This window comes from Mycolicibacterium chubuense (assembly GCF_001044255.1).
Lineage (GTDB): Bacteria > Actinomycetota > Actinomycetes > Mycobacteriales > Mycobacteriaceae > Mycobacterium > Mycobacterium chubuense.
Genome location: NZ_JYNX01000034.1, coordinates 60,511 through 84,922 on the forward strand (window position 1 = coordinate 60,511; position 24,412 = coordinate 84,922).

21 protein-coding genes and 2 pseudogenes are annotated in these 24,412 nt (G+C 70.4%); 6 read left to right on the forward strand and 17 right to left on the reverse strand.

Annotated features, from left to right (window positions below; genetic code table 11):
- The first annotated feature begins 12 nt into the window (after nt 1-12).
- The 3 genes from MCHUDSM44219_RS11200 to MCHUDSM44219_RS11210 are packed head-to-tail and all read left to right on the forward strand — an operon-like array spanning nt 13 to nt 4,023.
- Nucleotides 13-1,173, forward strand: a complete 1,161-nt coding sequence (locus MCHUDSM44219_RS11200; RefSeq protein ID WP_048418452.1) for an acyl-CoA dehydrogenase family protein — start codon at nt 13-15, stop codon at nt 1,171-1,173.
- 16 nt (nt 1,174-1,189) lie between these two features.
- Nucleotides 1,190-2,296 (forward strand): acyl-CoA dehydrogenase family protein, encoded by a 1,107-nt coding sequence (locus tag MCHUDSM44219_RS11205; RefSeq protein WP_048418313.1) that lies wholly within the window; start codon nt 1,190-1,192, stop codon nt 2,294-2,296.
- Nucleotides 2,297-2,346: 50 nt separating this feature from the next.
- Entirely contained in the window at nt 2,347-4,023 is a 1,677-nt protein-coding gene (locus tag MCHUDSM44219_RS11210; protein WP_048418314.1) for an NAD-binding protein, read from the forward strand.
- On the opposite strand, the gene MCHUDSM44219_RS11215 is transcribed toward MCHUDSM44219_RS11210, so the two are convergent.
- From MCHUDSM44219_RS11215 to MCHUDSM44219_RS11230, 5 genes and pseudogenes are all read right to left on the reverse strand, one after another.
- Complete coding sequence (locus tag MCHUDSM44219_RS11215) at nt 4,016-4,897, reverse strand: LLM class flavin-dependent oxidoreductase (RefSeq protein WP_048418315.1); 882 nt, start codon at nt 4,895-4,897, stop codon at nt 4,016-4,018. The genes MCHUDSM44219_RS11210 and MCHUDSM44219_RS11215 overlap by 8 nt on opposite strands.
- Before the next feature lie 42 nt (nt 4,898-4,939).
- Nucleotides 4,940-5,243: sterol desaturase family protein (locus tag MCHUDSM44219_RS30925; protein WP_236695427.1), on the reverse strand; the 304-nt coding region annotated here is incomplete at its 5' end.
- Between the two features lies 1 nt (nt 5,244).
- A pseudogene (locus tag MCHUDSM44219_RS30930) lies at nt 5,245-5,704 on the reverse strand (sterol desaturase family protein); the annotation flags it as partial.
- Nucleotides 5,701-6,423 (reverse strand): FadR/GntR family transcriptional regulator, encoded by a 723-nt coding sequence (locus MCHUDSM44219_RS11225; RefSeq protein WP_048418317.1) that lies wholly within the window; start codon nt 6,421-6,423, stop codon nt 5,701-5,703. The gene MCHUDSM44219_RS11225 and the pseudogene MCHUDSM44219_RS30930, both read right to left, overlap by 4 nt.
- 62 nt (nt 6,424-6,485) lie before the next feature.
- A complete protein-coding gene (locus MCHUDSM44219_RS11230) occupies nt 6,486-7,604 on the reverse strand; it encodes a TDT family transporter (RefSeq protein ID WP_048418318.1) in 1,119 nt (372 codons plus the stop codon).
- Between the two features lie 88 nt (nt 7,605-7,692).
- Between MCHUDSM44219_RS11230 and MCHUDSM44219_RS11235 the strand changes: the two genes are divergently transcribed.
- Genes MCHUDSM44219_RS11235 through MCHUDSM44219_RS11245 form a run of 3 tightly spaced genes read left to right on the forward strand, consistent with a single transcriptional unit; the run spans nt 7,693 to nt 10,554 of the window.
- Nucleotides 7,693-9,027, forward strand: a complete 1,335-nt coding sequence (locus MCHUDSM44219_RS11235) for a sensor histidine kinase (RefSeq protein WP_048418319.1) — start codon at nt 7,693-7,695, stop codon at nt 9,025-9,027.
- Nucleotides 9,015-9,659 carry a response regulator transcription factor gene (locus MCHUDSM44219_RS11240; protein WP_048418320.1) on the forward strand — a complete coding sequence of 215 codons (645 nt, stop codon included), beginning with the start codon at nt 9,015-9,017 and terminating at the stop codon, nt 9,657-9,659. Before MCHUDSM44219_RS11235 ends, MCHUDSM44219_RS11240 begins: the two co-directional genes overlap by 13 nt.
- A gap of 22 nt (nt 9,660-9,681) precedes the next feature.
- Nucleotides 9,682-10,554, forward strand: a complete 873-nt coding sequence (locus tag MCHUDSM44219_RS11245) for a DUF4097 family beta strand repeat-containing protein (RefSeq protein WP_048418321.1) — start codon at nt 9,682-9,684, stop codon at nt 10,552-10,554.
- Here MCHUDSM44219_RS11245 and MCHUDSM44219_RS11250 read toward each other — a convergent pair.
- The 12 genes and pseudogenes from MCHUDSM44219_RS11250 to MCHUDSM44219_RS11305 all read right to left on the reverse strand — a co-directional run bounded on the left by MCHUDSM44219_RS11250 (nt 10,551) and on the right by MCHUDSM44219_RS11305 (nt 24,372).
- Nucleotides 10,551-11,570 (reverse strand): nitronate monooxygenase, encoded by a 1,020-nt coding sequence (locus MCHUDSM44219_RS11250; protein WP_048418322.1) that lies wholly within the window; start codon nt 11,568-11,570, stop codon nt 10,551-10,553. The two genes, MCHUDSM44219_RS11245 and MCHUDSM44219_RS11250, sit on opposite strands and share 4 nt — an antisense overlap.
- A 20-nt stretch (nt 11,571-11,590) precedes the next feature.
- Entirely contained in the window at nt 11,591-12,067 is a 477-nt protein-coding gene (locus tag MCHUDSM44219_RS11255; protein ID WP_048418323.1) for an Rrf2 family transcriptional regulator, read from the reverse strand.
- Between the two features lie 9 nt (nt 12,068-12,076).
- Nucleotides 12,077-12,658 (reverse strand): cysteine hydrolase family protein, encoded by a 582-nt coding sequence (locus MCHUDSM44219_RS11260; RefSeq protein ID WP_413783598.1) that lies wholly within the window; start codon nt 12,656-12,658, stop codon nt 12,077-12,079.
- Nucleotides 12,659-12,685: 27 nt separating this feature from the next.
- A complete protein-coding gene (locus tag MCHUDSM44219_RS11265; RefSeq protein ID WP_048418325.1) occupies nt 12,686-13,426 on the reverse strand; it encodes a 3'(2'),5'-bisphosphate nucleotidase CysQ in 741 nt (246 codons plus the stop codon).
- Complete coding sequence (gene cysN, locus MCHUDSM44219_RS11270) at nt 13,423-15,267, reverse strand: sulfate adenylyltransferase subunit CysN (RefSeq protein WP_048418326.1); 1,845 nt, start codon at nt 15,265-15,267, stop codon at nt 13,423-13,425. The genes MCHUDSM44219_RS11265 and cysN overlap by 4 nt, the downstream gene beginning before the upstream one ends.
- Before the next feature lie 126 nt (nt 15,268-15,393).
- Nucleotides 15,394-16,216, reverse strand: a pseudogene (gene cysD / locus MCHUDSM44219_RS28850) (sulfate adenylyltransferase subunit CysD); the annotation flags it as partial.
- A gap of 152 nt (nt 16,217-16,368) precedes the next feature.
- Nucleotides 16,369-16,860 carry a beta-class carbonic anhydrase gene (locus MCHUDSM44219_RS11280; RefSeq protein WP_048418328.1) on the reverse strand — a complete coding sequence of 164 codons (492 nt, stop codon included), beginning with the start codon at nt 16,858-16,860 and terminating at the stop codon, nt 16,369-16,371.
- Between the two features lie 126 nt (nt 16,861-16,986).
- Nucleotides 16,987-18,879 carry an ArnT family glycosyltransferase gene (locus tag MCHUDSM44219_RS11285; RefSeq protein ID WP_048418329.1) on the reverse strand — a complete coding sequence of 631 codons (1,893 nt, stop codon included), beginning with the start codon at nt 18,877-18,879 and terminating at the stop codon, nt 16,987-16,989.
- Nucleotides 18,876-20,159, reverse strand: coding sequence for a bifunctional glycosyltransferase family 2/GtrA family protein (locus MCHUDSM44219_RS11290; RefSeq protein WP_048418453.1), 1,284 nt, complete (start codon nt 20,157-20,159; stop codon nt 18,876-18,878). Before MCHUDSM44219_RS11290 ends, MCHUDSM44219_RS11285 begins: the two co-directional genes overlap by 4 nt.
- Nucleotides 20,160-20,188: 29 nt before the next feature.
- Nucleotides 20,189-22,048: a glycosyltransferase family 39 protein gene (locus MCHUDSM44219_RS11295; protein ID WP_048418454.1), complete on the reverse strand. Its 1,860-nt coding sequence runs from the start codon at nt 22,046-22,048 to the stop codon at nt 20,189-20,191.
- A 34-nt stretch (nt 22,049-22,082) separates the two neighbouring features.
- Nucleotides 22,083-23,690 carry a sensor histidine kinase gene (locus tag MCHUDSM44219_RS11300; protein ID WP_048418330.1) on the reverse strand — a complete coding sequence of 536 codons (1,608 nt, stop codon included), beginning with the start codon at nt 23,688-23,690 and terminating at the stop codon, nt 22,083-22,085.
- Nucleotides 23,668-24,372, reverse strand: coding sequence for a response regulator transcription factor (locus MCHUDSM44219_RS11305; protein WP_048418455.1), 705 nt, complete (start codon nt 24,370-24,372; stop codon nt 23,668-23,670). Before MCHUDSM44219_RS11305 ends, MCHUDSM44219_RS11300 begins: the two co-directional genes overlap by 23 nt.
- Nucleotides 24,373-24,412: the final 40 nt, after the last annotated feature.

Consider the following 24,412-nt stretch of genomic DNA (forward strand, 5'->3'; position numbering starts at 1 on the left):
CAGGAGGCCGCCATGCAGCTGGCACTGACACCCGAGGAAGCCGCCTTTCGCGACGAGCTTCGCACCTTCTACGCGACGGAGATCCCGGCCGAGATCCGAGAACGCAGCCGCGCGGGCACGGAGATCAGCAAGGACGACATCGTCACTACGCACAAGATCCTCAACGACCACGGCCTGGCGGTGCCCAGCTGGCCGGTCGAGTGGGGCGGCAAGGACTGGACGCCGACGCAGCATCAGATCTGGCTCGACGAGATGCAGCTGGCCTGCGTCCCCGAGCCGCTGAACTTCAACGCCAAGATGGTCGGGCCGGTGATCGCCGAGTTCGGTTCCCAGGCCGTCAAGGAGCGCTTCCTGCCGCCGACCGCCGCGCTCGACATCTGGTGGTGCCAGGGCTTCTCCGAGCCCGAGGCCGGCTCCGACCTGGCGTCGCTGCGCACCACGGCGCTGCGCGACGGCGACAGCTACGTGGTCAACGGGCAGAAGACGTGGACGACGCTGGGCCAGTACGCGGACTGGATCTTCTGCCTGGTCCGCACCGACCCCAACGCCCCGAAGAAGCAGGCCGGTATCTCCTTCCTGCTCATCGACCTCGACACCCCCGGCATCACCATGCGGCCGATCAAACTGGTCGACGGCAGCGTCGAGGTGAACGAGGTGTTCTTCGAAGACGTCAGGGTCCCCGCCGAGAACCTGGTCGGCGAGGAGAACCAGGGCTGGTCCTACGCGAAGTTCCTGCTGGGCAACGAGCGCACCGGCATCGCCCAGGTCGGCCGGACCAAGGTGAAGCTCGCCGAGGTCAAGGAGCGGGCCAAGGCCAACGGCCTGCTCGAGGACCCGTTGTTCGCCGCCCGGCTGGCCGAGGCCGAAAACGACGTTCTGGCACTGGAACTGACGCAGATGCGGGTTGCTTCGGGGTCGAAGGGCGGCAAACCCAACCCGGCGTCGTCGGTACTGAAACTGCGCGGCAGCCAACTGCAGCAGCTCGCCACCGAGCTGATGATGGAGGTGGCGGGCCCCGATATCCTGCCGTTCCCGAACGGTGCCGAGATCGCTTCACCGGACTGGGCGCAGCACAGCGCGCCGCGCTACCTCAACTACCGCAAGACCTCGATCTACGGCGGCAGCAACGAGGTGCAGCGCACGATCATCTCGTCGACCATCCTCGGACTGTAGAGACAAGGCGGACATCATGGACTTCCAACTCAGCGAAGAACAGACGCTGCTGCGCGACACCACCCGCGAAATGCTCACGCGCGCCTACGATCCCGAGAGCCGACTCAAGGCGCTCGACACCGAGCTCGGCTGGAACCGTGAGGTGTGGAGTCAGCTGGCCGAGGTCGGCGTGCTCGGCCTCGGATTCGACGAGGACGCCGGCGGCCAGATCGAGATCCACGCCGTACTCACCGAGGCCGGCCGCAGGCTGGCCCCGGAGCCGCTGCTGCACGCGGCGCTCGGACCCGGCGCGGTGATCGCCGAGGTGGGCACCGCCGAGCAACGCGCCCTCCTCGACGAGGTCGCCGCCGGCGAGCGGCTGCTGGCCTTCGCCCACACCGAGCCGGGAATGCGTCGGCCGACCGCCACTGTCTCGACAACCGCTACGCGCCAGGGTGATTCGTGGACGGTCAGCGGCCGCAAGAATCCTGTGCTGGCCGGCGACTGTGCCGACACCTTGGTGATCAGTGCGGCACTTCCCGACGGCGGCACCGGGCTGTTCCTCGTCGACGGCGGCGCGGTGCAGCGCCGGGCCTACCGCACCTTCGACGGTCAGCGGGGCGCCGAGATCGACCTCGACGCGACGGCCGCGGAGCCGCTCGGCGAGGCGGTGGACGCGTCGGCAGCGATCGAGCGGGCACTCGTGCGGTTCACCTCGGGCCTGTGCTCGGAGGCCCTCGGCGCGATGGAGGAGGCGCTGCGGCTGACCACGGAGTACCTGACCCAGCGCAAGCAGTTCGGCGTCACGCTCAACAAGTTCCAGACGCTGACCCAGCGCGCGGCCGACATGTACGTCTCGCTCGAACTGGCACGCAGCATGGCGCTGTACGCGGCGATGTCGATCGCCGACGGCGATCTGGACCCGACGATCGCCGCGCGGGCCAAGCTGCAGATCGGCCGCTCCGGCCGGCACATCAGCCAGGAGGCCATCCAGCTCCACGGTGGTATCGGGGTCACCGCGGAGTACCCGGTGGGCCATTACGCCGCGCGGCTGACGGCGATCGAGCAGACGCTGGGCTCGTCGCAGGACCATCTGCACACCCTCATGGGGCAACTCGACGGATACGAGGTCGTGACGATCTGAGGTCGCCGTTTCGGCCTGCTCGTTGCGGCGACATTGCGTAGCCTGCTGCAATGGTCGGCCACACCATCGTCAGCGGTGCCGACGCGCTGGCGGTGCGCATCGCCGAGGAGTTGCGTAGCGCCGGCGCCACGGTCACGGTGATCGACCGTGCCGATCAGCTGACGTCGGCCGGCATCGCCACGGCGGCATCGGTGGTGTGCGCCGGGTCCGACGACGCCGCGAATCTGGAGATCGCCCTGCTGGCACGTCGTCTCAGTTCGACCGTGCGGGTGGTGACCCGACTCGCCAACGGTGTGCTGCGGGAGGCGATGGTGGCCCGGAACGGGCCGGGCGCCGTCCTCGACGTCGCGGATCTGGCCGCACCGTCGGTGGTCGAGGCGTGCCTGCAGCGCACCACGCACTCCATCGCTGCCGGCGACCTGCGGTTCGTCGTCTCGGGCGCCGACACCCCGCGGTCGGGCACGCTGCGCGACATCTACGGTGATCTGGCGCCGGTGGCCGTCGTGCGGGGCGTGCATTCGCCGACCCCCGGTGAGGTGGCGGCCTGCCCCGGTCGCGATCTGCACGTCGACGAAGGCGACTGGGTGGCCATGATCGGCACCGAGGACGAACTGGCCGCCGACGGCCCGGTGGCCGGCGCGCGGGCGGCGGGGTCGCACCGCTCGCCACTGACTCGAATCGGCAACGCGGCGCGCGCCTTCCACGAGGACGTGAACCCCAACTTCTATCGGGCGCTGGCGGCGTCGCTGGGTCTGCTCCTCGGATCCACCATTCTGCTGTGGCTCACCTACGACATGCCGGGCATGAGTTTCGTCGACGCCCTCTACTTCTCCACCGAGACGATCGCGACCGTCGGTTATGGCGACTTCAGCTTCAGCGGCCAGCCCACCTGGCTGCGGCTGTTCAGCATCGTGCTGATGTTCGCGGGCATCACCACCACCGCGGTGCTCGTGGCCTTCGTCGCCGATCTGTTGCTCTCGCGGCGGCTGGCGTACTCGGCGGGCCGGCGCAAGGTGCGCGAACTGCAGGACCACATGATCGTCGTCGGGCTGGGCTCCTTCGGCGTCCGGGTCGCCTCCGACCTCAAGGCCGCCGGCCACGACGTCGCCGTGATCGAACTCAACGACGAGAACCGCTACCTTTCCGCCGCCGCAGATCTGGAGATTCCGGTGATCTTCGGCGACGCGACGCTGCCGTCGACGCTGGAGGCGGCGCGCATCGACGACGCGGTGGCGGTGGCCGTGCTGACCGACGACGACATGGTCAACATCGAGACGGCGATCGTGTCCCGCGAACGGTCCAAGGACCGGCCGCTGGACGTGCCGGTGGTTCTGCGCGTGTTCGACCGCGCCCTGGGTGCGGCGGTGGCCCACCGGTTCCGGTTCGAGAATGTGCTTTCCACCGTGGAATTGGCGGCGCCGTGGTTCATCGGCGCGGCGCTGGGGCTGACCGTGTTCGGCACCTTCTCGGTGGGTCAGGCGTCCTTCATGGTGGGCGGCGTGCGGGTCGGTGCCAGCAGCGAGCTCGACGGCATCCGCATGGCCGAGCTGTCGACACAGACCCGCGTCATTGCGATCGTGGGCCACGACGGCGCCCGCGAACTGCATCCGCGCCGCGATTCGCAGCTGCACGCCGGCGACATCGCCTATCTGGTGGGGCCGTACCGCGAACTGCTCGACACGTTGCGCAAGGGGCAGGGCAGCAGCGCGGCGACGGCGATCACGTGAGGTCGGCGACCACCTCGGCGACCCGGCGCAGCTGCTCGAGATCGCTGCTGGTCGGAATCAGGTGGATCTCGTCGGTGCCGATGTCGGCGAACCTGGTGAGTACGGCACGCAAGTCGTCCTGGGTGCCGGCCCACCCCGTCGTCGGCGCCATCGCGTCGACGATGTCCGACGGGATCCAATTCATGTAGCGCAGCAGGTGACGGTGCACCTGCTCGCGTGGCGCGCTGCCCTCGCCGACGGCGAACCAGAAGGAGGTCGCCAGGTGCGGCGCGGTCCTGCCGGCCGCTCGCCATGCGTCACGCGCCACGTCGAACAGCGCGTTCTGCGCGTCAGCGTCGAGGTCCAGGGTGATGCCCGCCAGTCCGTCGGCCCAGCCCGCCGCACTGCGCACCGTCTTGGGACCCGTTGTGCCGACCAGCAATTCGGGTCCGCCGTGCTGTACCGGCGGCGGCCCCACCGGCAGCGTCGACTCGGTGACCTTCTCCCCCGCCCACACCCGCCGCATGATCGCGACCCTGTCGGCCATCTCTCGCATGGTCTGGGTCGCCGGATCGGCGCCGACGGCGCGGTAGTCCTCGTGCCGGCCGCCCACGCCGATGCCGACGGTCAGCCGTCCGCCGCTGAGCATGTCGCCGGTGGCCATCGCCTTGGCCAGCATCACCGGGTCGTGCAACTGGGGGATCACCACGGTGGTCACCAGCCGCACCCGGTCCGTCCACGCGGCCAGGGCGCCCAGCAGGGTCAGGCTCTCGGGATTGTCGAACGCGATCCGTTCACCCCAGCACAGCGACGAGAACGGACCGTCGTCGATCAACCTCGCCCAGTCGCGCAGCAACGCGCGGTCCAGGTCGGGTTCCATCACCGGCATCGTCATCCCGATTCGCACGTGGCGATTCTGACATGCCGGTGGACGGCGTCAGGACGGCTGCCCGTGCAGGTTCTTCGCCGTAGGCGATGTGGCCACCGCCCCCGGATCCGGATAGGTGCCCAGCACGCGATCGGCGGTGCCCGCGCTGGTGACGGTGAACCAGTAGTGCTCGTTCTTGAAGTGGTGCTGGCGATGGTTGTGCCAAATCGCCCGATAGAAAGCTGATTTGGGCTTGTAGTCGCTGTGCACCAGGTAGTGGCACCACTCGTAGCCCAGGCCCAGCAGCGCCAAGGCGGTCAGGAACGTCATGCCCAGTGGTGCGCGGGGGAAGGCGAGCAGCGCGACGGCGACCNACCACTCGTAGCCCAGGCCCAGCAGCGCCAAGGCGGTCAGGAACGTCATGCCCAGTGGTGCGCGGGGGAAGGCGAGCAGCGCGACGGCGACCGCGACGGGAAGTACCCAGAGCAGCGCCTGCCACGGGATGAAGATCAGCGCGATGTCACGCGGATTGCCATGGTGCTCGCGATGTTTGCGCGCCAGCAGAGGGTCAACGCGCACGGCCCCGATCTGCCGCGGACGCCAGTGCAGGATGCACACGTGCACCACCCATTCGACGAACGGGAAGGCGGCGAGCATCACGACGGGGACGGCGGCGTCGGCCCACGTCCAGTCGCCCAGCGTGATACGCACCCCCGCGGCGATCACCAGCGTCGCGCCGATCATCCACGGCGTCGGGTGGCGCCCGAACTCGCGTGCGGCGTCGCCGAGCGTGACGTGTCGGCGTCCCGAACGGGTGCGGGCGGGGGTGGTCATCGGCTCTCCTCCAGTTCGTTCAGCGCGTTCAGTAAGGCGGTGGTCGCGGGCTCCAGCAGGCGGTGGGCGTTGTCGCGGGCAGCTGTCGCGTCGCCGGACAGGACCGCCTCGGCCAGGGCCCGGTAGGCGTCGACCTGGCCGACCTCCCCGGTCATCACCGCAGCCAGGGCGGGCAGTGCGGGCTCGTAGGTGGCCCGCAGCGTGTTGAACATCAGCCGGAAGGCGATCGAATCGGCGCCGTCGACGATGTGGTCCCAAAAGTCGAGTGCATATCCTTGCGCAGCAACGGGATCGGCCTCCTCCGACAGCGCGCGCACCGCGGCCTCGAGGGCTTCGCGCGTGTCGGGGCCGTGGCGCCGGGCGGCCAGTTCGGCCACCTTGGGGCCGTTGTGCAGCCGGGTCTCGAGAATGCTGCGGACGACAGCGAGGTCGAGCTCGCCGCCGCGCATCAGCAGTTGCGGCAGGAGATCCAGCCCGGCGGTGCGCCGGAAGTCCCGGACCGTCGTCGAGCCGCCCTGTCGGACCTCGACCAGCCCCGCGGCCGCCAACCTCTTGAGCGCCTCCCGGATCGCCGGCCGGGACACCCCCAGCACCTCGGCCAGGCGCCGCTCGCTGGGCAGCGTCTCACCGGGCTGCATCTCCCCGCTGAGCACGTCGGACATCACCTGGTCGAACACGTCCTCGGGTACCGAGCGTCGGTGTACCGGTCGCAGAGCCATGTCCCCACCCTGACCTAGAAAGGCCAGGAGGTCAAGTGGTCATACCAGTGACGGTGGCCGCGTCAGTCCTTGGCCGCCCGGATGGGACCTGGCGCCGGCGGTGCGAACAGCCCGCCGCCCAGTCCGCCGCGCAGCGTGCGCACCGCGACCAGCAACCAGGTGCTGAGCAGGCCCAGATAGGCGATCGCGGCGGCCACCCGGAACGCGGGCAGTCCGGTGTGCGCCGCCAGCTGCGTCGTCCCGGTGACGAACGTGCCCACCGGGAACGTGAGGCTCCACCACGTCAGCGCGAACGGCATCCCGCGCCGCAGCGTGCGCACGGTCAGCGCCGTGGCCAGCCCGATCCACAGCACGGCGAAGCCCCACACCGGCACGCCGTAGAGCACCGCGAACACGCTCATACCGTCGGCCAGGCGCGGGTCCACGGCCAGCGCCGCGTCCGTGCCGAGAAGTCCTGCGACCGTGATGGATTGGCCGAGCGGGCCGAGAACGATCCACAGGGTCGGCACGCGGGCGGTGCCGGAGGTGCCGAAGTGCGCCAGCCGGCTCCACACCATCGTGATGATGATCAGCGAGGCGACCAGCGACAGCCCGAACATCGCGAAACAGCCGTAGAACATGGTGGCCCGGCCCGCGCCCGGGGCCATGTGCGGGATGAGCAGCGCACCCGTGGCCGCCGACACCATCGGCGGCACCACGGGCATCAGCCAGCCGCCGAACGCGGCATCGGGTTCCACCCGGTACTGGGTGAACATCAGATACGGGATACTCATCGCGGTGATCAGCCCGCCGACGGTGCCCGCCGTCCACAGCACCCACGCCACGTCCACCGCGGCGCGCTCGCCGACGAGATCCCTGCCGACCAGCAGCGCGCCGGAGGCCACGGTGAGCAGCGCCATCGGCGCCGCCCCGTAGAAGTGCGCCATCTGCGGATTGCGGACGTGGCTGCGCGCCACCGCCGGTGTGCGCACCCAGTGTCCGACCATCGCGATCAGCAGCACGACCAGCCACAGCGCGGACGCCACCCACACCGCGAGCGCGAAACCCCGCAGGCCGGGTACCTGCACCGGCAGGGTGGCGCCGGCGGTCGCGACGATGCCGGTGCCCATCACCGAGGCGAACCAGTTCGGTCCGAGGTAACTGAGGATCGCCGGCTGCGAGCCGGCCCTGTCGGTCACCACGACAGTATGGCGAGCCGGGGGTTAGCCCCCAGAGGAGTCTGGGGAAAACGCTGTGTCTCGGGCGCACCCGGGTCCCTAGGTTGGTGACATGACCGCAACAGCAGACACCGAGGAGATCATCGGCGCCGGGTCCGCCGACGTGGCGGCGCCCACGCCGGCGCCACCGCGGGTGCGGGGCCTGGGTCTCGTACCGACCGCCTCGATGGTCATCGGGGCCGCGTTGGGAAGTGTCTGGTTCTGGATACCGTTGGGCCTGCTCGTCATCGGCGTCTCGTCGATCCCGAGCGTCATCGGCTTCGTGCTGGCCGCCGTCGTGTTCGTCTACCTGATCCGCGGTGTCGACCGTGTCGAACGGGTGCGCAGCGAAGCGGTTTTCGGCATGGGTATCGGGATTCCGCCGCGGCGGCTGTCCCCGCACTCCGGCTTCCAACGCTGGGCACATCAACTGCTGCTGGACATCAGCAGCGCCCGGTTCTGGAAAACGGTGGCGCACCATTATCTTCGGATGACCTACGACATCCTGGTCACCGCTCTGGCACTGGCGCTGCTGGCGTTCGCGTTCCTGGCTCCCGCAGCAGCCATCGCGATCGGCAACAGCGACGCCGACGCCGGGCTGTCCTTCCTGCCGACCCCGGTGGCCTGGCTGCTGGCCGTGGTGGCGCTGGCCGTCGCGGTGGTCCTGCTGATCTTCGCCCCGGCACTGGACGCGACGATCGACCGCTGGCTGCTGTCGCCCTCCCCGACGGCCGCCCTGCAGTACCAGGTCAGCGCGCTGGCCGACGCCCGGCAGGGTGCGGTCACCTCCGCCCAGACCGAACGGCATCGCATCGAGCGCGACCTGCACGACGGCGTGCAGCCGCGACTGGTGTCGCTGGCCATGACGATCGGCCTGGCCCAGACCAAACTCGACACCGATCTGCCCGCAGCCAAGGCGCTGATCGCCGAGGCACACGACGACGCCAAGACCGCCCTGGTGGAACTGCGCAACGTGGTCCGCGGCATCGCGCCGACGATACTGTCCGACCGCGGCCTCGACGCCGCGCTGTCGGCGGTGGTGCAGCGCGCCACCAACTCCGGCGTGCCGACGACGCTCAGCGTGCACCTGCCCCGGCGGCTGCCCGAGGAAGTGGAGGCGTGCGCGTACTTCGTCGTCGCCGAGGCGCTGACCAACGTCACCCGGCACGCCGGCGCGACGCAGGCCGCGGTCACCGTCCGACTCGACGAGGCGGCAAACCTGTTGCACGTCACGGTCTTCGACGACGGTCGCGGGGGCGCGCGGATCGTCGCCGACGATGCGGGCGCCGACGCCACCGGGTTGCGTGGCCTCGACGAACGCGTGCGTGCGGCACGCGGCACCTTCGGGGTGTCGAGCCCCGTCACCGGTCCGACCGTCATCACCGCGGTGCTGCCATGCGCATCGTGATCGCCGAGGACTCGGCGCTGCTGCGGGCGGGCATCGAGCGGATCCTCACCGACGCCGGACACGAGGTGGTCGCCGGTGTGCCCGACGCGACCAACCTGCTACGGCTGGTGAACGAGACGCGACCGGACCTGGCTATTCTCGACGTGCGGATGCCGCCGACGTTCACCGACGAGGGCATCCGCGCCGCGGCGCTGCTGCGCAGCCAGAACCCGGAGTCACCGGTGCTGGTGCTCTCGCACTACGTCGAGGAGCGCTATGCCGCGGACCTGATCGCCTCGGACACCCGGGGTTTCGGCTACCTGCTGAAAGACCGGGTGGCCGACGTCCCGGCGTTCCTCGACGCCGTCGCCGTCGTGGGGGCCGGCGGCACCGTGCTCGACCCGGAGGTGGTGTCGCAGATCCTCGTCCGCTCGCACCGCCGCAATGCGCTGGACGCGCTCACCACGCGCGAGCACGAGGTGCTGCAACTGATGGCCGAGGGTAAGACGAACTCGGCCATCGCCGCAGCCCTGCACATGTCGGTCGGATCGGCCGAGAAGCACATCGCCTCGATCTTCACCAAGCTCGGCCTGGCGCCCGACGACAGCGGCAACCGCCGCGTCCTCGCGGTGCTCAGGTACCTCGAATCATGATCGTGTGGAAAGGACTTCGCCCGTGACCACCACCATCGCCCCTCCCGCCCCTCCCCCGCCGCTGTCCCCGGGCGGACGCACCGCGCTGCGCGCCGTGCTCGTCGTCGCCGCCGCGGTGTTCCTCGTCGGCACCGTGGTGTCCCTCGGTGTCTTCGCCTGGGGTGTCAGCACGTTCCGCGTCGTCACCGACAGCGTGGCTCTGCCGGCGACACTGCGCTCGATCGCCGTCGACACCGGCTCGGTTCCGGTGATCGTCCGTATCACCAGTGACCGGGATGCGCGCGAGCCGCGCGTCGACATGACGATGGTCAACTCGGCCCGCGCCGGATCCGATCCGTTGGCGGTGGACGCCGACGGCGTCTCGGCGCGCGTGACGATCGACGCCGAGCAGTCCCCGATCCTGGACTGGGGTCGCGCGTCGCAGATCACCCTCGTGCTGCCCGCCGAGTTGGCGCGACGCACGACCGTGACGACGCAGCAGGACACCGGTGTGGTGATGTTGCAGGCCGACATCGACCAGCTGGTGGCCCGCACCCGCGACGGCGCTGTGGTGCTGAGCGGCTCGGCGCGCGACATCGACATCAGCAACTCCCACGGCGACGTCGACACCCGCGACGCGGTGTCGGTGTCGGTGTCGTTCAAGGCCACCACCCAGACCGGTGACATCGACGTCGACTTCGCCGGCGCCCCCAAGACGCTGGACGCGCGGACCGACAACGGCGACGTGACGGTCGGCCTGCCGCAGCCCGGACCGTACGTCGTGGATGCGTCGACGGGCCAACCGTGGGGTTCCACCGTCGTTCGCGTACCGCAGACCCGCGACCCCCGCGCTGCCGCCTCCGTGGTGACCGTCCGCTCCGAAACCGGCGACGTCACCGTCGAATCGACGCGCTAGCCGCCCGTGAGCCTGCCGATGATCGCCGCCACGGGACCGGGTTCGGCGAGCCGGAACCCGGTGCCGGCCCAGATGTTCACCCCGTGCGGGTCGCCCGCGCGGACCGCGGCCGCGCGCAGCGGGCTCGTCAGATAGTGCACCTGGGGGTAGCCGAACGGAGCGCCCGCCTCGTGCTCGTCGACGAACCGGTTGCGCAGCCCGCGCGCGTAGCGACCGGAAAACGCTTTGGTGACAACGGTTTCGGTGAACTCCGGATTCGTCAGCGCCGCCCGGTGCACCGGGCTGCTGCCGGCCTCATCCGCGAGCAGGAACGCGGTGCCCAGTTGCGCGGCGACGGCGCCATCGCGGAGCACCCGTGCGATGTCGGCGGCGGTCATCAACCCGCCGGCCGCCACCACCGGCAGGTCCACGGCAGCCGCGATCCCGGCCAGCAGATCGTCGAGGGGTTCCTCCGACGGCCGCGCCGTCGCGTCGAACGTGCCGCGGTGCCCACCCGCCGCGGGCCCCTGCGCGACGAGCACGTCGACGCCGCGATCGGCCGCCACGCGGGCCTCGTCCAGCGTGGTCACCGTGCCGGCTACCGTGATGCCGGCGCCGCGCAGTCGCGTGAGTTCGTCGGCGTCGGGCAGACCGAAGGTGAACGACGCCACCGCCGGACGCACATCGAGCAGAACCTCGAGCTTGCCGCCCCAGGCGTCGTCGTCGAACCGGGGCTCACCGGGCGCGGCGCCGTATCGCTGCGCGTCGGGGGCCAGCTCGGCGGCGTAGGCGTCGATCGCGTCCGGGGTGCCGGCGCTGGGCTGCGGCACGAACAGGTTGGCGCCGACCGGGCCTGACGTGAGTCGTGTCGCGGCGACCAGGCGCTCGGCGAACGTGTCAGCGCTGAGGTAGCCCCCCGGGACGAACCCGAGCCCGCCGGCGTTGGTGCCCGCCGCGGCGAGCTCGGGCGTCGAGGGGCCGCCGGCCATCGGAGCGACCGACACCGGCGCGGCGAGGTCACGGAAGTCGAAAGCCATCACCCTTCCCTTCTGAGTTGCTAGGTCACGGACCGTCCGCGCTGTTCCTCCTGCGCGCGGTAGTCGTCGGCCAGCACCCGCACGTGGTCGGGCAGGTGCCCGGCGGCGACGTCGGCGAGGCTGGTCTTCTCGAGCACCGACCGCATGCTCGCCCGCAGCGCCCGCCACACATCGGTCAGCGCGGCGGTGGGGCCGCTGTACGGAAGGTCGCCGAGCCCGATGTCCCGCACGCTGGCCAGCGGGCCGTCGATACAGCGGAGCACATCGGCGATGCTGATCTGGGTGGCCTGCCGGGCGAGCTCGTACCCGCCGTCGCGGCCGCGGTGGCTGCGCACCAGCCGGTCGGTGCGCAGATCGGAGAGGATGTCCACCAGGAACTGCGCCGGAATGCCCTGCGCCTTGGCCAGATCCTCGGTTTTGACCACGACGCCGTCGTCAGCGGTGGCGAGCTGAACCATCGCGCGGATGGCATATTCCGCCTTCGCCGACATCCGCATAGGCCCAGGCTATCCGGGAATGTCCGCCGCTTTCGGCACGACCACGGCGAACAGGTCCGCGATCCCCGCGAGACTGGCCGCCTGGATCGCCGAGGCGGGCACCGTGTCTTGATCCAGACCGGGCAGCGCGCGCGTCGCGGTCGCCGCGGCGACGACGGTCGGCGCGTAGCCGAGATTGAACGCGCCGCGCGCGGTCGAGTTCACGCACATGTGCGTCATGAACCCGGCGAGCACGAGGTTCTGTACGCCGAGCGACTCCAGCCGGTCGGACAGGTCGGTCTGCACGAAGGCGTTCGGATAGTTCTTCACCACGATCGGTTCGTCGTCGCGCGGGGCCACCCGGTCGACGATCGCGCCGCTCTCCCCGTGGACGTCGTACAGCGAGCCGGGGCCGTCGTCGTGCTGGATGTGGATGACCGGGATACCTGCCGAACGGGCGCGGTCCAGCAGTTCGGCGGCCTCGTCGAGCGCGGCGTCAACGCCCTCGAGCTCCATCACCCCGCGGGTGTAGGTGTTCTGGCAGTCGATCATCACCAGCACCGACTCGTCGAGGCCGACCGGGGTCAGCGGCAGGCCGGACAGGGCGCGCATCGATCGGGGTTCAGCCACGTCCGCAGCCTACCGCCGGGCGGTGACCGCCAGCACCGCATCGGCCAGCTCGGGCCGGCACACGATCAGGTCCGGCAGCTTGGAGTCGCGCTGGTTGTAGATCAGCGGCGAGCCGTCGATGCGGGACGTGTGCAGACCGGCTGCCCGGGCGACCGCGACGGGCGCCGCGGAGTCCCACTCGTACTGGCCGCCCGCGTGCACGTACACATCCGAGAGGCCCTGCACCACCGACGCCACTTTCGCACCGGCCGAACCCATTTCGACGAGCGTGCCGTCGAGGGCGTCTTTGACCTCCAGCGCGACGGCCGGGGGCCGGGTGCGCGAGACCACGACGCGCGGCGCCCCGGGTTGCGCGGGCGGCGCGGGCACCGTCGGGGTGGCCAGCGTGATGCCTTGAGCAGGCAGCGCCACCGCGCCGGCCACGAGCTCACCGGACTCCCACAGCGCCACGTGCACGGCCCAGTCGGTGCGGCCCAATTCGGAGAACTCGCGGGTGCCGTCCAGCGGATCGACGATCCACACGCGGGTCGCCGACAGCCGCACCGGATCGTCCACACCCTCTTCGGAGAGCACCGCGTCGTCGGGCCGCTCGGCGGCCAGCGCCTCCATCAGGAAGTCGTGAGACCGCTTGTCCCCCGCCGCCTTCCGCTCGTCGGAGCTCGCGTCGGCGAACTCGGCGCGCACGTCGAGCAGCAGCGTGCCCGCCTCGGTGGCCAGTCGCGCGGCCACCTCGTGATCGGTCGCGGTCACGGAGTGGTTTCCAGCAGCTCGATGACCCGGTCGGCGAGTGCGTCGAGGGAGTGCTCGGGCGTCAGGTGCAAGTCCGGGTCCTTCGGTCGCTGGTAGGGGCTGTCGATGCCGGTGAAATGGGTGATCTCCCCGGCGCGGGCCTTGGCGTACAGCCCTTTCGGGTCGCGGCGCTCGCAGTCCTCGAGCGGAGTGTCCATGAACACCTCGAAGAAGTCCAGCCCCGCCGCGCAGGTCACCTCACGCGCCAGCGCGCGGTGCTCCTCGAGCGGGCTGATCGCCGGGACGAGCACCACCTGGCCGGAGTCGGCGAGGATGGCCGCAACGTGGGCGAGCCGGCGCTGATTCTCGGCGCGGTCGGCCATCGAGAAGCCGAGGTCGGCGTTGAGGCCGTGGCGCAGATTGTCCCCGTCGAGAACATAAGCAGGGACGCCTTTTTCGAGGAGCTTCTGCTCGACCAGCATCGCCACCGAGGACTTACCGGAGCCCGACAGGCCGGTGAACCACACGGTGCGGCCCTTGGACAGCCGGTCCTCGGCGGTGCACAGCGACTGGTGCCGCACGGTGTTGGGGCTCGCCGTCCGTGCGCTCACGTACGGCAGGATCATCCCCGCCGCGACGGTGCCGTTGGTGTTCGGATCGATGAGGATGAACGATCCGGTCGCGGCGTTGCGGCTGTACTCGTCGAGAAGCAACGGCACCTGGCTGCGCAACGACACCCGGCCCAGCTCGTTGAGCTTCAGCGCCGTCGCCGTCTTGTCGCGGTGCAGGGTGTTGACGTCGAGCCGGTAGTCCAGCGCGGTGACCCGCACACGCGTGGTCCTGGTCGTGTGCTTGATCAGATAGTCACGGCCCGGCTCCAGCGACGCCTCGTCGGCCATCCAGCACACTGTCGCGTCGAACTCCTGGGTGACGCGCGGCTGATTGTTGGGCCGGGCGATCAGGTCCCCGCGCGAGATGTCGATGTCGTCGGCCAGGCTGACCGATACCGCCATCGGCGGGAACGCCTCCTGCACAGGGCCGCCCGGGCCCTCGATCGCGGTGATCCGCGACGTCTTGCCCGTCGGCAGCACGACGACCTCGTCACCGGGCCGCATCACACCGCTCGCCACGGTGCCGGCGTAGCTGCGGTGATCGGCGTGCTCATGAGTCTGCGGCCGGATCACGTACTGCACCGGGAACCGGACATCGACGAGGTTGCGGTCACCCGCGATGTAGACGTCCTCGAGATGGCTCAGCAGGCACGGACCGTCGTACCACGGCGTGACGTCGGACTTGGTGACCACGTTGTCGCCGTTGAGCGCCGACAGCGGGATCGTCGTGACGTCCTGGACGTCCAGCCGCGCGGCGAACTCATGGAACTCGTCGCGGATCTTCTCGAACCGCTCCTGGCTCCAGTCGACCAGGTCCATCTTGTTGACGGCCAGCACGATGTGGCGGATCCCCAGCAGCGACGCCAGGAACGCGTGGCGCCGCGACTGCTCGAGCAGCCCGTGGCGGGCGTCGACGAGCACGATCGCCAGCTGCGCGGTCGACGTCCCGGTGACCATGTTGCGCGTGTACTGGATGTGACCCGGCGTGTCGGCGATGATGAATTTCCGCTTGGCCGTGGCGAAGTAGCGGTAGGCCACGTCGATCGTGATGCCCTGTTCCCGCTCGGCGCGCAGGCCGTCGGTGACCAGGGCCAGGTCGGTGTAGTCGTGACCGCGTTCCTTGGAGGTGCGCTCGACCGCCGCGAGCTGGTCCTCCATCACGGCCTTGCTGTCGAAGAGCAGCCGGCCGATCAGTGTCGACTTGCCGTCGTCGACCGATCCGGCTGTCGCGATGCGAAGCAACGTCGCCATCAGAAATACCCCTCGCGTTTGCGGTCTTCCATCCCCGCTTCGGAGATCCGGTCGTCGGCTCATCTGGGTCAAACGTGAGGCCCTTACCAATGCCCAGGGATGCGAGTTGGTGAATCATCGCCTTGNCCTCGGACACGGTGGCGGCGGTCGATTCGACGCAACCGGTGCAGGTGACGTCGCCGACGGTGCGGAACCGCACGGTCTTCTCGACCACCTGCTCGTCCTTGCGGGGCTGCAGGAACTTGTGCACCGCCAGCAGCATCCCGTCGCGCTCGAACACCTTGCGCTGATGCGCGTAGTAGATCGACGGGAGCTTGATCTTCTCGGCGCCGATGTAGGACCAGATGTCGAACTCGGTCCAGTTGGACAGCGGGAACGCGCGGATGTGCTCACCCTTGCGGTGCCTGCCGTTGTAGAGGCTCCACAGCTCGGGCCGCTGATTCTTCGGGTCCCACTGGCCGAACTCGTCGCGGAAGCTGAACACCCGCTCCTTGGCGCGGGCCTTCTCCTCGTCGCGGCGCGCACCGCCGAACGCGGCGTCGAACTTGTTCTCCCGGATGGCGCGCAACAGCGTGAACGTCTGCATCGGGTTGCGCGACGGGATCGTCTCGACCACTCGGCCGGCGTCGATGTCGTCCTGCACCTTCGCCACCACCAGGCGCACGCCCGACTCCGCGACCAGGTCGTCGCGAGCCTGCAGCACCTCGTCGAAGTTGTGGCCGGTGTCGACGTGCATCACCGGGAACGGCAGCCGGCCGGGCCGGAACGCCTTGATCGCCAGGTGCAGCATGACGATGGAGTCCTTGCCGCCCGAGAACAGCAGCACCGGACGCTCGAATTCGGCGGCCACCTCCCGGACGATGTGGATGGCCTCGGCCTCCAGCGCACGCAGGTGGCTCAGCTCGTAGCGCCCCGCGTTGGGGGCGATCTGTTCGGTCGCGGTCATCATTTCCCTGCAAAGTTGGTTGATTTGACCAGATTTACGATCATCAACGGGCAATCTAGCCGCCGACCGGCGGATGTGTCAACGGTGAGCGCGAGTGTGGGTGCTGCGCACGCGAAATTGGCCTCAGGCGTACCTGAGGCCCACAGTCGCGGCGGCTACAACGTGACTTCGTCCAACTTGCCGGTCGCGACGTCGAAGACGAAACCGCGCAGCGACTCGTGCTTGGTGACGAACGGGCTGGCCTCGATACGGCGCAGCGACTGCCGGACGTCCTCGGCGAGATCACCGAATGATTCGGCGGCCCACTCCGGCTTGATGCCGGTCTCCTCCTGGATGGCGCGTTTGAACTCGTCGTCGGTGAAGGTCAGCATGCCGCAGTCGGTGTGGTGGATCAGGATGATCTCCCGGGTGCCGAGCAGACGCTGGCTGATCGCCAGCGAGCGGATCTCGTCGTCGGTGACGACGCCGCCGGCATTGCGGATGACGTGCGCCTCGCCGTCGGAGAGCCCGAGGACGCGGTACACGTCGAGCCTTGCATCCATGCACGCGACCACCGCGACGTGCTTGCTGGGCGGCAGCGGCAGCGGCCCGGAGAACGTCTTCACGTACTCCTCGTTGTTCTTCAGGTACTCGTCTGTCACCGACATGGCGCGACCGTAGGGGGACGGCCGCGCCATGTCACGGGAAAGAATCAGTCAGCGCACAAGGTCTCGCGGCGAGTGTGAAGGCGCCTTCACGCTGGACGCCCAGCGTGACGACACCTTCACGCTCGGTCACCGCGCGAGGTCGTAGACCGTGGTGCCGCCGACGTCCATCGGGGTGAAGGTCTTCTCGACCCATGCGGTGATCTCGGCCGCCGCGCCGGAGTCGCCGCCCGGGCCGCGATGCCCGCCGGCGATGAAGTAGCGCACCTGCCCGTCGGCCACATAGGCCTGGAACTGCGCCAGCGTGGGCGAGTTGTCGCCGCCGGTGAAGCCGCCGATCGCCATCACCGAGGTGCCGGTCTGCAACTCCAGACTGCCCGCGGTCATGGAGCCCACACTGGCCGCGGCCCAGCGGTTGTCGGTCGCCTTCACGAGATTCTGCAGTTCCGTGTTCTCGGACACCGACTTCCCGAACCCACCGGGCCCGCCGGGGCCACCGGTGCCACCGGGGCCGCCCGGACCGCCGAAGCCGAAGTCGGCGTGGGCAGCCGCGGGGCCCGCCATGGCGCCCGGCCCGCTGGGGGCGTGCGCCGCGGTCTCGATCGCGTAGGCGGCCGACCCGGCACCGCCGACCAGGATGGCCGCGGCGGCCACCGCGACGGTGAGCCGGCCGAGCCGGTGCACACCGGCCGCGATGATCGCGGCGACGATGATCGAACCGACCAGCACCACCCACCGCAGCCACGGCTGCCAGTCGGGAGCCCGATCGAGCAGGATGAACGACCACACCCCGGTGACCGCCGACATCGCGGCCAGCACCGCGCGTGACGCCCAGAACTGCCTGCCGCGCCACAGTTCGGTCGCGCAGATTCCGACCAGCGCCGCCACCGCCGGCGCCAGCGCCAGCGTGTAGTACGGGTGGATCGTCCCGTCCATGAAGCTGAAGACGGCGGCGGTGACCAGTAACCATCCACCCCACAGCAGCAGGCTCGCGCGGACGGCCGCCGTCCGGGCGGTGCGGCGGGTGAACCACAGGCCGACGACCAGTCCGATCAGCGCGGCGGGCAACAGCCACGACGCCTCGGCGCCGAACGACGCCCCGAACATGCGGCCGATGCCGGGCTCTCCGCCGAAGAACAGGGCCGCTCCCCCACCGGGGCGGTCGCCTCCGCCGGGCATCCCGCCTTCACGGCCCATCACGCGCTGAATCCCGTTGTAGCCCAAAGCGAGTTGCAACAGGCTGTTGTCCGTGGAGCCGCCGATGTAGGGCCGGGAGTCGGCCGGCCACAGGCTCACCAGCGCCAGGAACGGGCCGGCGGTCGCGATCATCGCGGCCGCCCCCGCAGCAAGCTTGCCGACCCGTGGCCAGAAGGCGACCGGCGCGGCGACCAGGAACGCCAGCGCCAGGCCGGGCACCACGAGAAACGCCTGCAGCATCTTGGTCAGGAACGCGAAGCCGAGCACCACACCGGCGCCCACCACCCAGCGCGTGCCGCCGGTCTCGATCGCCCGCACCATCAGGTACGCGGCCACCACGAGCAGCAGCACCAGCAGCGCATCGGGGTTGTTGTACCGGAACATCGAGGCCGCCACCGGCGTGACCGCCAGCGCCAGGCCCGCGAGCAGGCCCGCACCGGGCCCGCTGACCCGGCGCACCGCGGCGTAGAGAACTCCGACGGACGCCACGCCCATCAGGGCCTGCGGCAGCAGCATCGTGAACGCGCTGAAGCCGAAGAGCCTGCCGGACAGAGCCATCACCCAAATGGCGGCGGGCGGCTTGTCGACGGTGATCGCGTTGCCCGCGTCCAGCGAGCCGAACAGCCATGCCTTCCAGCTCTGGGTGCCGGCCTGCGCGGCGGCGGCGTAGAAGTCGTTGGCCCAGCCCGAGGAGCCCAGGCCCCACAGGTAGAGCACCGCGGTGCCGGCCAGCAGCGCCACCAGGGCGGCACGGGTCCAGTGGTTCGGCCGTTCCCGCGGCGGGGCGGGCGTGGTGCTCACCGGGGTGTCAGCGGTGAGAGTCATCGGGTGATTCCTTCTGTGACGGTGCGGCGCGGGTGGAAGACCCAGCCACGCAGCAGGACGAAGCGGACCACGGTGGCGAGCAGATTGGCCGCGACGAGCACGGCGAGCTCGACCATGCGGTGGGGTGGTGCCGCAGCGGTGGCGTGCAGCAGGCTCAGGGCTCCGCTGGTGATGGTCAGGGCGATGCCGAAGACCAGCAGCCCCTCGAGATGGTGCCGGCCCAGCCGGGCACGTCCGGCCACCCCGAAGGTGAAGCGACGGTTGGCCGCGGTGTTCCCGACGGCGGTGAGCAGCAGCGCGAACAGGTTCGCCAGCTGCGCGCCGACGGCGCCCTGCAGCAGGACGAACAGCAGCACGTAGGCCGCGGTGGAGGCGACGCCGACCGCGCCGAACCGCACCACCTGCCGCAGCAGCGAGCTGGGCGGCGCCGATTCACGAGACGAACCCAGTTGCGCTGCAATGGTGTTCACCGGGATGGCGCCGGTAGCGAAGCCCCGCAGCAGCCGGCCGATGCCCCGCAGATCGGCCGCGGCCGTCGCCACGATGTCGACGCGGCTGTCGGGGTCGTCGACCCAGTCGACGGGCACCTCGTGGATGCGCAGACCGCTGCGCTCGGCGAGCACCAGCAGCTCGGTGTCGAAGAACCAGCCGGTGTCCTCCACGTGCGGCAGCAGACGTGCCGCCACGTCGGCGCGGATGGCCTTGAATCCGCATTGCGCATCCGAGAACCCGGCCGACAGCGTGGATTTCAGGATGAAGTTGTAGCAGCGGGAGATGATCTCCCTTTTCGGGCCGCGGGTCACCTGCGCGCCGCGCGCCAGCCGGGTGCCGATCGCCAAGTCGGAGTGCCCTGAGATCAGCGGGGCCACCAGCGGTCCCAGCGCAGCGAGGTCGGTCGACAAGTCGACGTCGGTGTAGACCAGCACCGCCGCGTCCGAGGTCGACCACACCTGGTGCAACGCGCGGCCGCGGCCCTTCTGCTCGAGGCGCACGACCCGCACGTCGGTCAGCTCCGCCGCGAGCGCCGCGGCGATGCGCGGGGTGTCGTCGGTGCTGGCGTTGTCGGCGATCGTGATCCGCGCCGGGAACGGCACCGCGTCGCGCAGGTAACGGTGCAGCCGGCGCACCGAGGCGGACAGTGCGGCCTGTTCGTTGTAGACGGGAACGACGACGTCCAGCACGGGCGCCCCGGTGGCGCGCGCGGTCCGCGCGGCATGCGGTCGGCGTTCGAACGGAATTCGGCCGCAACGTGTCTCGGCCACGAGCTCGGTGTCTGTCATGACGTCCATGGTCGGCCGCGCAGGTGTGCTCATCGTTGGCCCGCGCTATGCGCCGGCTGTGAGATGTCGGCGGTCAGGTCGTAGATGACCGTGCCGTCGACGGTCTGGGCCGGGAAGTGCGCGTCGACCCAGTTCCGGATCGCGACCGACTCCTTCGCCTCGCTGGCGTCGGAGCGACCCATCGTCATCACCCGGCCCTGGATGAAGTAGTGGATCCGGCCCTCCGACACGGCACGGACGAACTGGTCGAGCGTCGGCGAGGGATCGGTGCCGTTGAACCCGCCCACCGCCATCACCGGTGCGCCGGTGGCCAGTTGGTAGCCGGCGGCGTTGTTGGACCCGACCACGGCGGCGGCCCAGGTGAAGCGGTCGGCGTCGGCGGAGAGCACCCTGATCAGGGCGGGCCGCGGCGTCGGTGAGCTCAACAGCCCACCGCCGCTGAAACCGCCGCCGCGCGAGGGGCCCACTGACGGGAGCGCGCCGCTGTGCGGGGTCGCTGCGGTGGCCACCGCGTACGCAGCGGGCGCGGCCAGACACGACACCACGGCCACGCCCGCGACGACGCGCGCCGCGACCGGACCCAGCCGACCCGCGACGAGGATCAGTGCCGCGGCTCCCACACCGCCGACCGCGACGGCCGCCCGCAGCCACGGCATCCAGTCCGCGGTGCGCGACAGCAGTTGCGCGGCGAGCACCACCGTGACCACGACCGTGCCGGCAAGCGACGTCGCCGCGCGGATGTCGGTTCGGTTGCGCCACAACAACGTTGCGCCGATGCCGGTGCCGGCGGCGATCGCGGGGGCGAGCGCCACGGTGTAGTAGGGGTGCACGATGCCGTTCATGAAGCTGAACACCACGGCGGTGACGGCCAGCCACCCGCCCCACAGCACCAGCGCCGCGCGGGTGGGGTCGGTGCGGGGAGCGCGACGGGTGAGCACGATTCCGGCGGCGATGCAGATCACCGCCGCGGGCAACAGCCACCCGATGTCGGCGCCCATCCCGTAACCGAGCAGCCGGCCCCATCCGACGTCGTGGTTGAGGTTGCCCAGTCCGCCGGGTTCGTTGCCGGTGAGCCGGCCGACACCGTTGTAGCCCAGGGCGAGTTCGACGATGCTGTTGTGTTGCGAGCCGCCGATGTAGGGCCGGGCCGCGGCCGGCCAGAGTTCGACGAGCGCGACGTACCACCCGGCCGACACGACGACCGTGAGCGCCGCGAGCACGGTGTCGAGGAGGCGTGTGCGCAGCGGCCGGTGCCCGGCGAGAAGGTAGGCCGCGCCGAGCGCCGGCAGCACGAGGAGCGCCTGCAGCATCTTCGCCAGGAAGCCGAATCCGACGGCCGCGCCCGCCGCGACCAGCCACCACCGGCTGGCGTCCTTCTCACAGGCGCGCTGCGTGCAGTAGGCGGCGAGCACGAGCATCAGCACCAGCAGTGCATCGGGGTTGTTGAAGCGGAACATCAGCGCAGCCACCGGCGTCAGCGCGAGAATCGCACCGGCCAGCAGACCGGCCCCCGGCCCCAGCAGCCGGCACACGCCGGCGTAGATCAGCGCCACCGCGGCCACGCCCATCAACGCCTGCGGCACCAGCATGCTCCAGGGGTTGAAGCCGAACAGCCGCGCCGAGAGGTCCATCACCCACAGCGCCGCCGGGGTCTTGTCGACGGTGATTGCGTTGGCCGCATCGCTGGATCCGAACAACATCGCGGTGGCGTCGGTGGAACCGGCCTGCACCGCGGCGGCGTAGAACGCGTTGGCCCACTTCGAGGCGCCGAGGTCCCACAGGTACAGCACGGCGGTGCCGATCAGCAGCGCGACCAGGGCGGGCGAGCAGACGCGGCCTCGTGCTCCTGCGGCCCGGATCGGCCGAGTTCGCGTCTGCTCGGCCGACATCAGCAAGGTCACAGGTCGATCATCGGCGGCTCCGCTAGGCCTCTGATGGGCCTCCGCTGTGCCTTGGCTGTGAATCGCCGGGCAGCGTGACCACGAATTCCGTCCGCCCGGGCACGCTGTTCACGACGATCGTGCCCCCGTGCGCCCGGACCACCGCGGCCACGATGGCCAGGCCCAGACCGGTGCTGCCGCCCCGCCGGGACCGCGACGAGTCACCGCGCGCGAACCGCTCGAACACCTCCGGTTGCAGCCACACCGGAATCCCCGGGCCGTCGTCGAGCACCGTCAACACGGCATCACCGCGGTCGTCGACGGTCAGCGAGGTCGTCACCGTCGTGCCGGGCGGGGTGTGAGTGCGGGCGTTGGCCAGCAGGTTGGCCAGCACCTGGTGCAGCCGCGCCTCGTCGCCGGGCACCGCGACCGGCTCGTCGGGCAGGTCCAGCTCCCAGGTGTGGTCGGGGCCGGCGATGTGCGCATCGCTGACGGTGTCGACGATCAGGCGGGTGAGGTCGACGGGCTCGCGCTCGAGCGGGCGGCCGGTGTCCAGCCGGGCCAGCAGCAGCATGTCCTCCACCAGGCGGGTCATCCGCTCGGTCTCCGACTCGACACGGCTCATCGCGTGGGCGACGTCGTCGGGCAGCTCGTCGTGCTTGCGCTGCGCCAGTTCGGTGTAGCCGCGGATCGCGGCCAGCGGTGTGCGCAGTTCGTGGCTGGCGTCGGCGACGAACTGGCGCACCCGCGTCTCGCTGGCGTGCCGCGCCGACAGCGCCCCCGCGATCCGGTCGAGCATCCGGTTCAGCGCGGAGCCCAGCTGCCCGACCTCGGTGTTCGTCGCGGCGGGGTCGACCTTGACAATCGGGGTCGGCAACCGCACCTCGCCGCGGTCGAGCTCGAGGTCGGCGACCTGCTGAGCGGCGGCCGAGACCCGGGCCAGCGGGGCGAGCTGGCGGCGGATGATCACCACCCCGGCGGTGCCGGCGCCGGCCAGCGCGACCACGGCGACGATGCAGAAGATCGCCGCGACCCACAGCATCGTGTCGTCGACGTCGCTGGTCGGCAGCCCGGCGACGACGGACTGGCCGGGATGGTGCGCGGGGAAGCTCACCACCCGATAGCGGCCCAGGCCGTCGAGGTCGACCGTGACGGGGCGCTCGTCGGCCGGCAGCTCGGCGAGCTGCGCGGCGGCGGCGGCGGGGATCGCGGCCCGGGCGCCGTCCGTGGTGATCATTCCGGCGTCGAGCACCCGCCCGCCCGCGACGATGGCGCCGACGGTCAGGATGGCCTGCCCGGGCGCGTTCAGGAACTCCGGGCCGGGACCCTCGTTGTCGCGGATCATCAGGCGCCGCGACGGCCGGGGCAGCGGTTGGTCCGTCATCCCGTCGGGAGTCCCGAAGTCCGGCGGCGGCGGGGGCGGCCCGAACTCGTAGATGACCGACGACCGCCTGCCCGCCTCGACGACCTGTTCGTCGAGCTGATTCATCAGGAATCGTTGCAGTGCGAACTCGGTGGCCAGGCCGATGCCGGCGCACACCACGGCCAGCAGCAGCACCTGGGTAACGAGCAGCCGGGCGCGCAACGACCAGCTGCGCGGCGAGGTGATCACGCGCAGGCGCGACCGCTCAGCGCGCGGGCTTGAGGACATACCCGGCGCCACGCAGCGTGTGGATCATCGGCTCGCGGCCGCTGTCGATCTTCTTGCGCAGGTAGGACACGTACAGCTCGACGATGTTGGACCGCCCGCCGAAGTCGTAGCTCCACACCCGGTCGAGGATCTGGGCCTTGCTCAGCACCCGCTTGGCGTTGCGCATCATGAACCGCAGCAGCTCGAACTCGGTCGCGGTGAGCGTGATGACCTCACCCGCTCGGGTCACCTCGTGGCTGTCCTCGTCGAGCACCAGGTCGCCGACGACGATGGTGGCCCCGCCTGTCTCGGTGCTCACCCCGGTGCGGCGCAGCAGCGCCCGCAGCCGCAGCACGACTTCTTCGATACTGAACGGCTTCGTGACGTAGTCGTCGCCGCCTGCGGTCAGCCCGGCGATGCGATCCTCGACGGAGTCCTTGGCGGTGAGCAGCAGCAGGGGCAGGCCGGGAATCTGGCGGCGCAGCTGAGCCAGCACGTCCAGACCACTCATGTCGGGCAGCATCACGTCGAGCACGACGACGTCGGGCGGGTTGTCCTTCGCCAGCGCGATGGCCGTGGCGCCGTCACCGGCTGTCGAGATGTCCCAGCCCTCGTAGCGCAGCGCCATCGACACGAGTTCGGCCAGCACCGGTTCGTCGTCGACGACGAGCACGTGCACCGGGCTACCGTCGGCGCGGCGCATCGCGACCCGGGCGGCGTCGGTCCCGGTCGTCCCGGTGTCG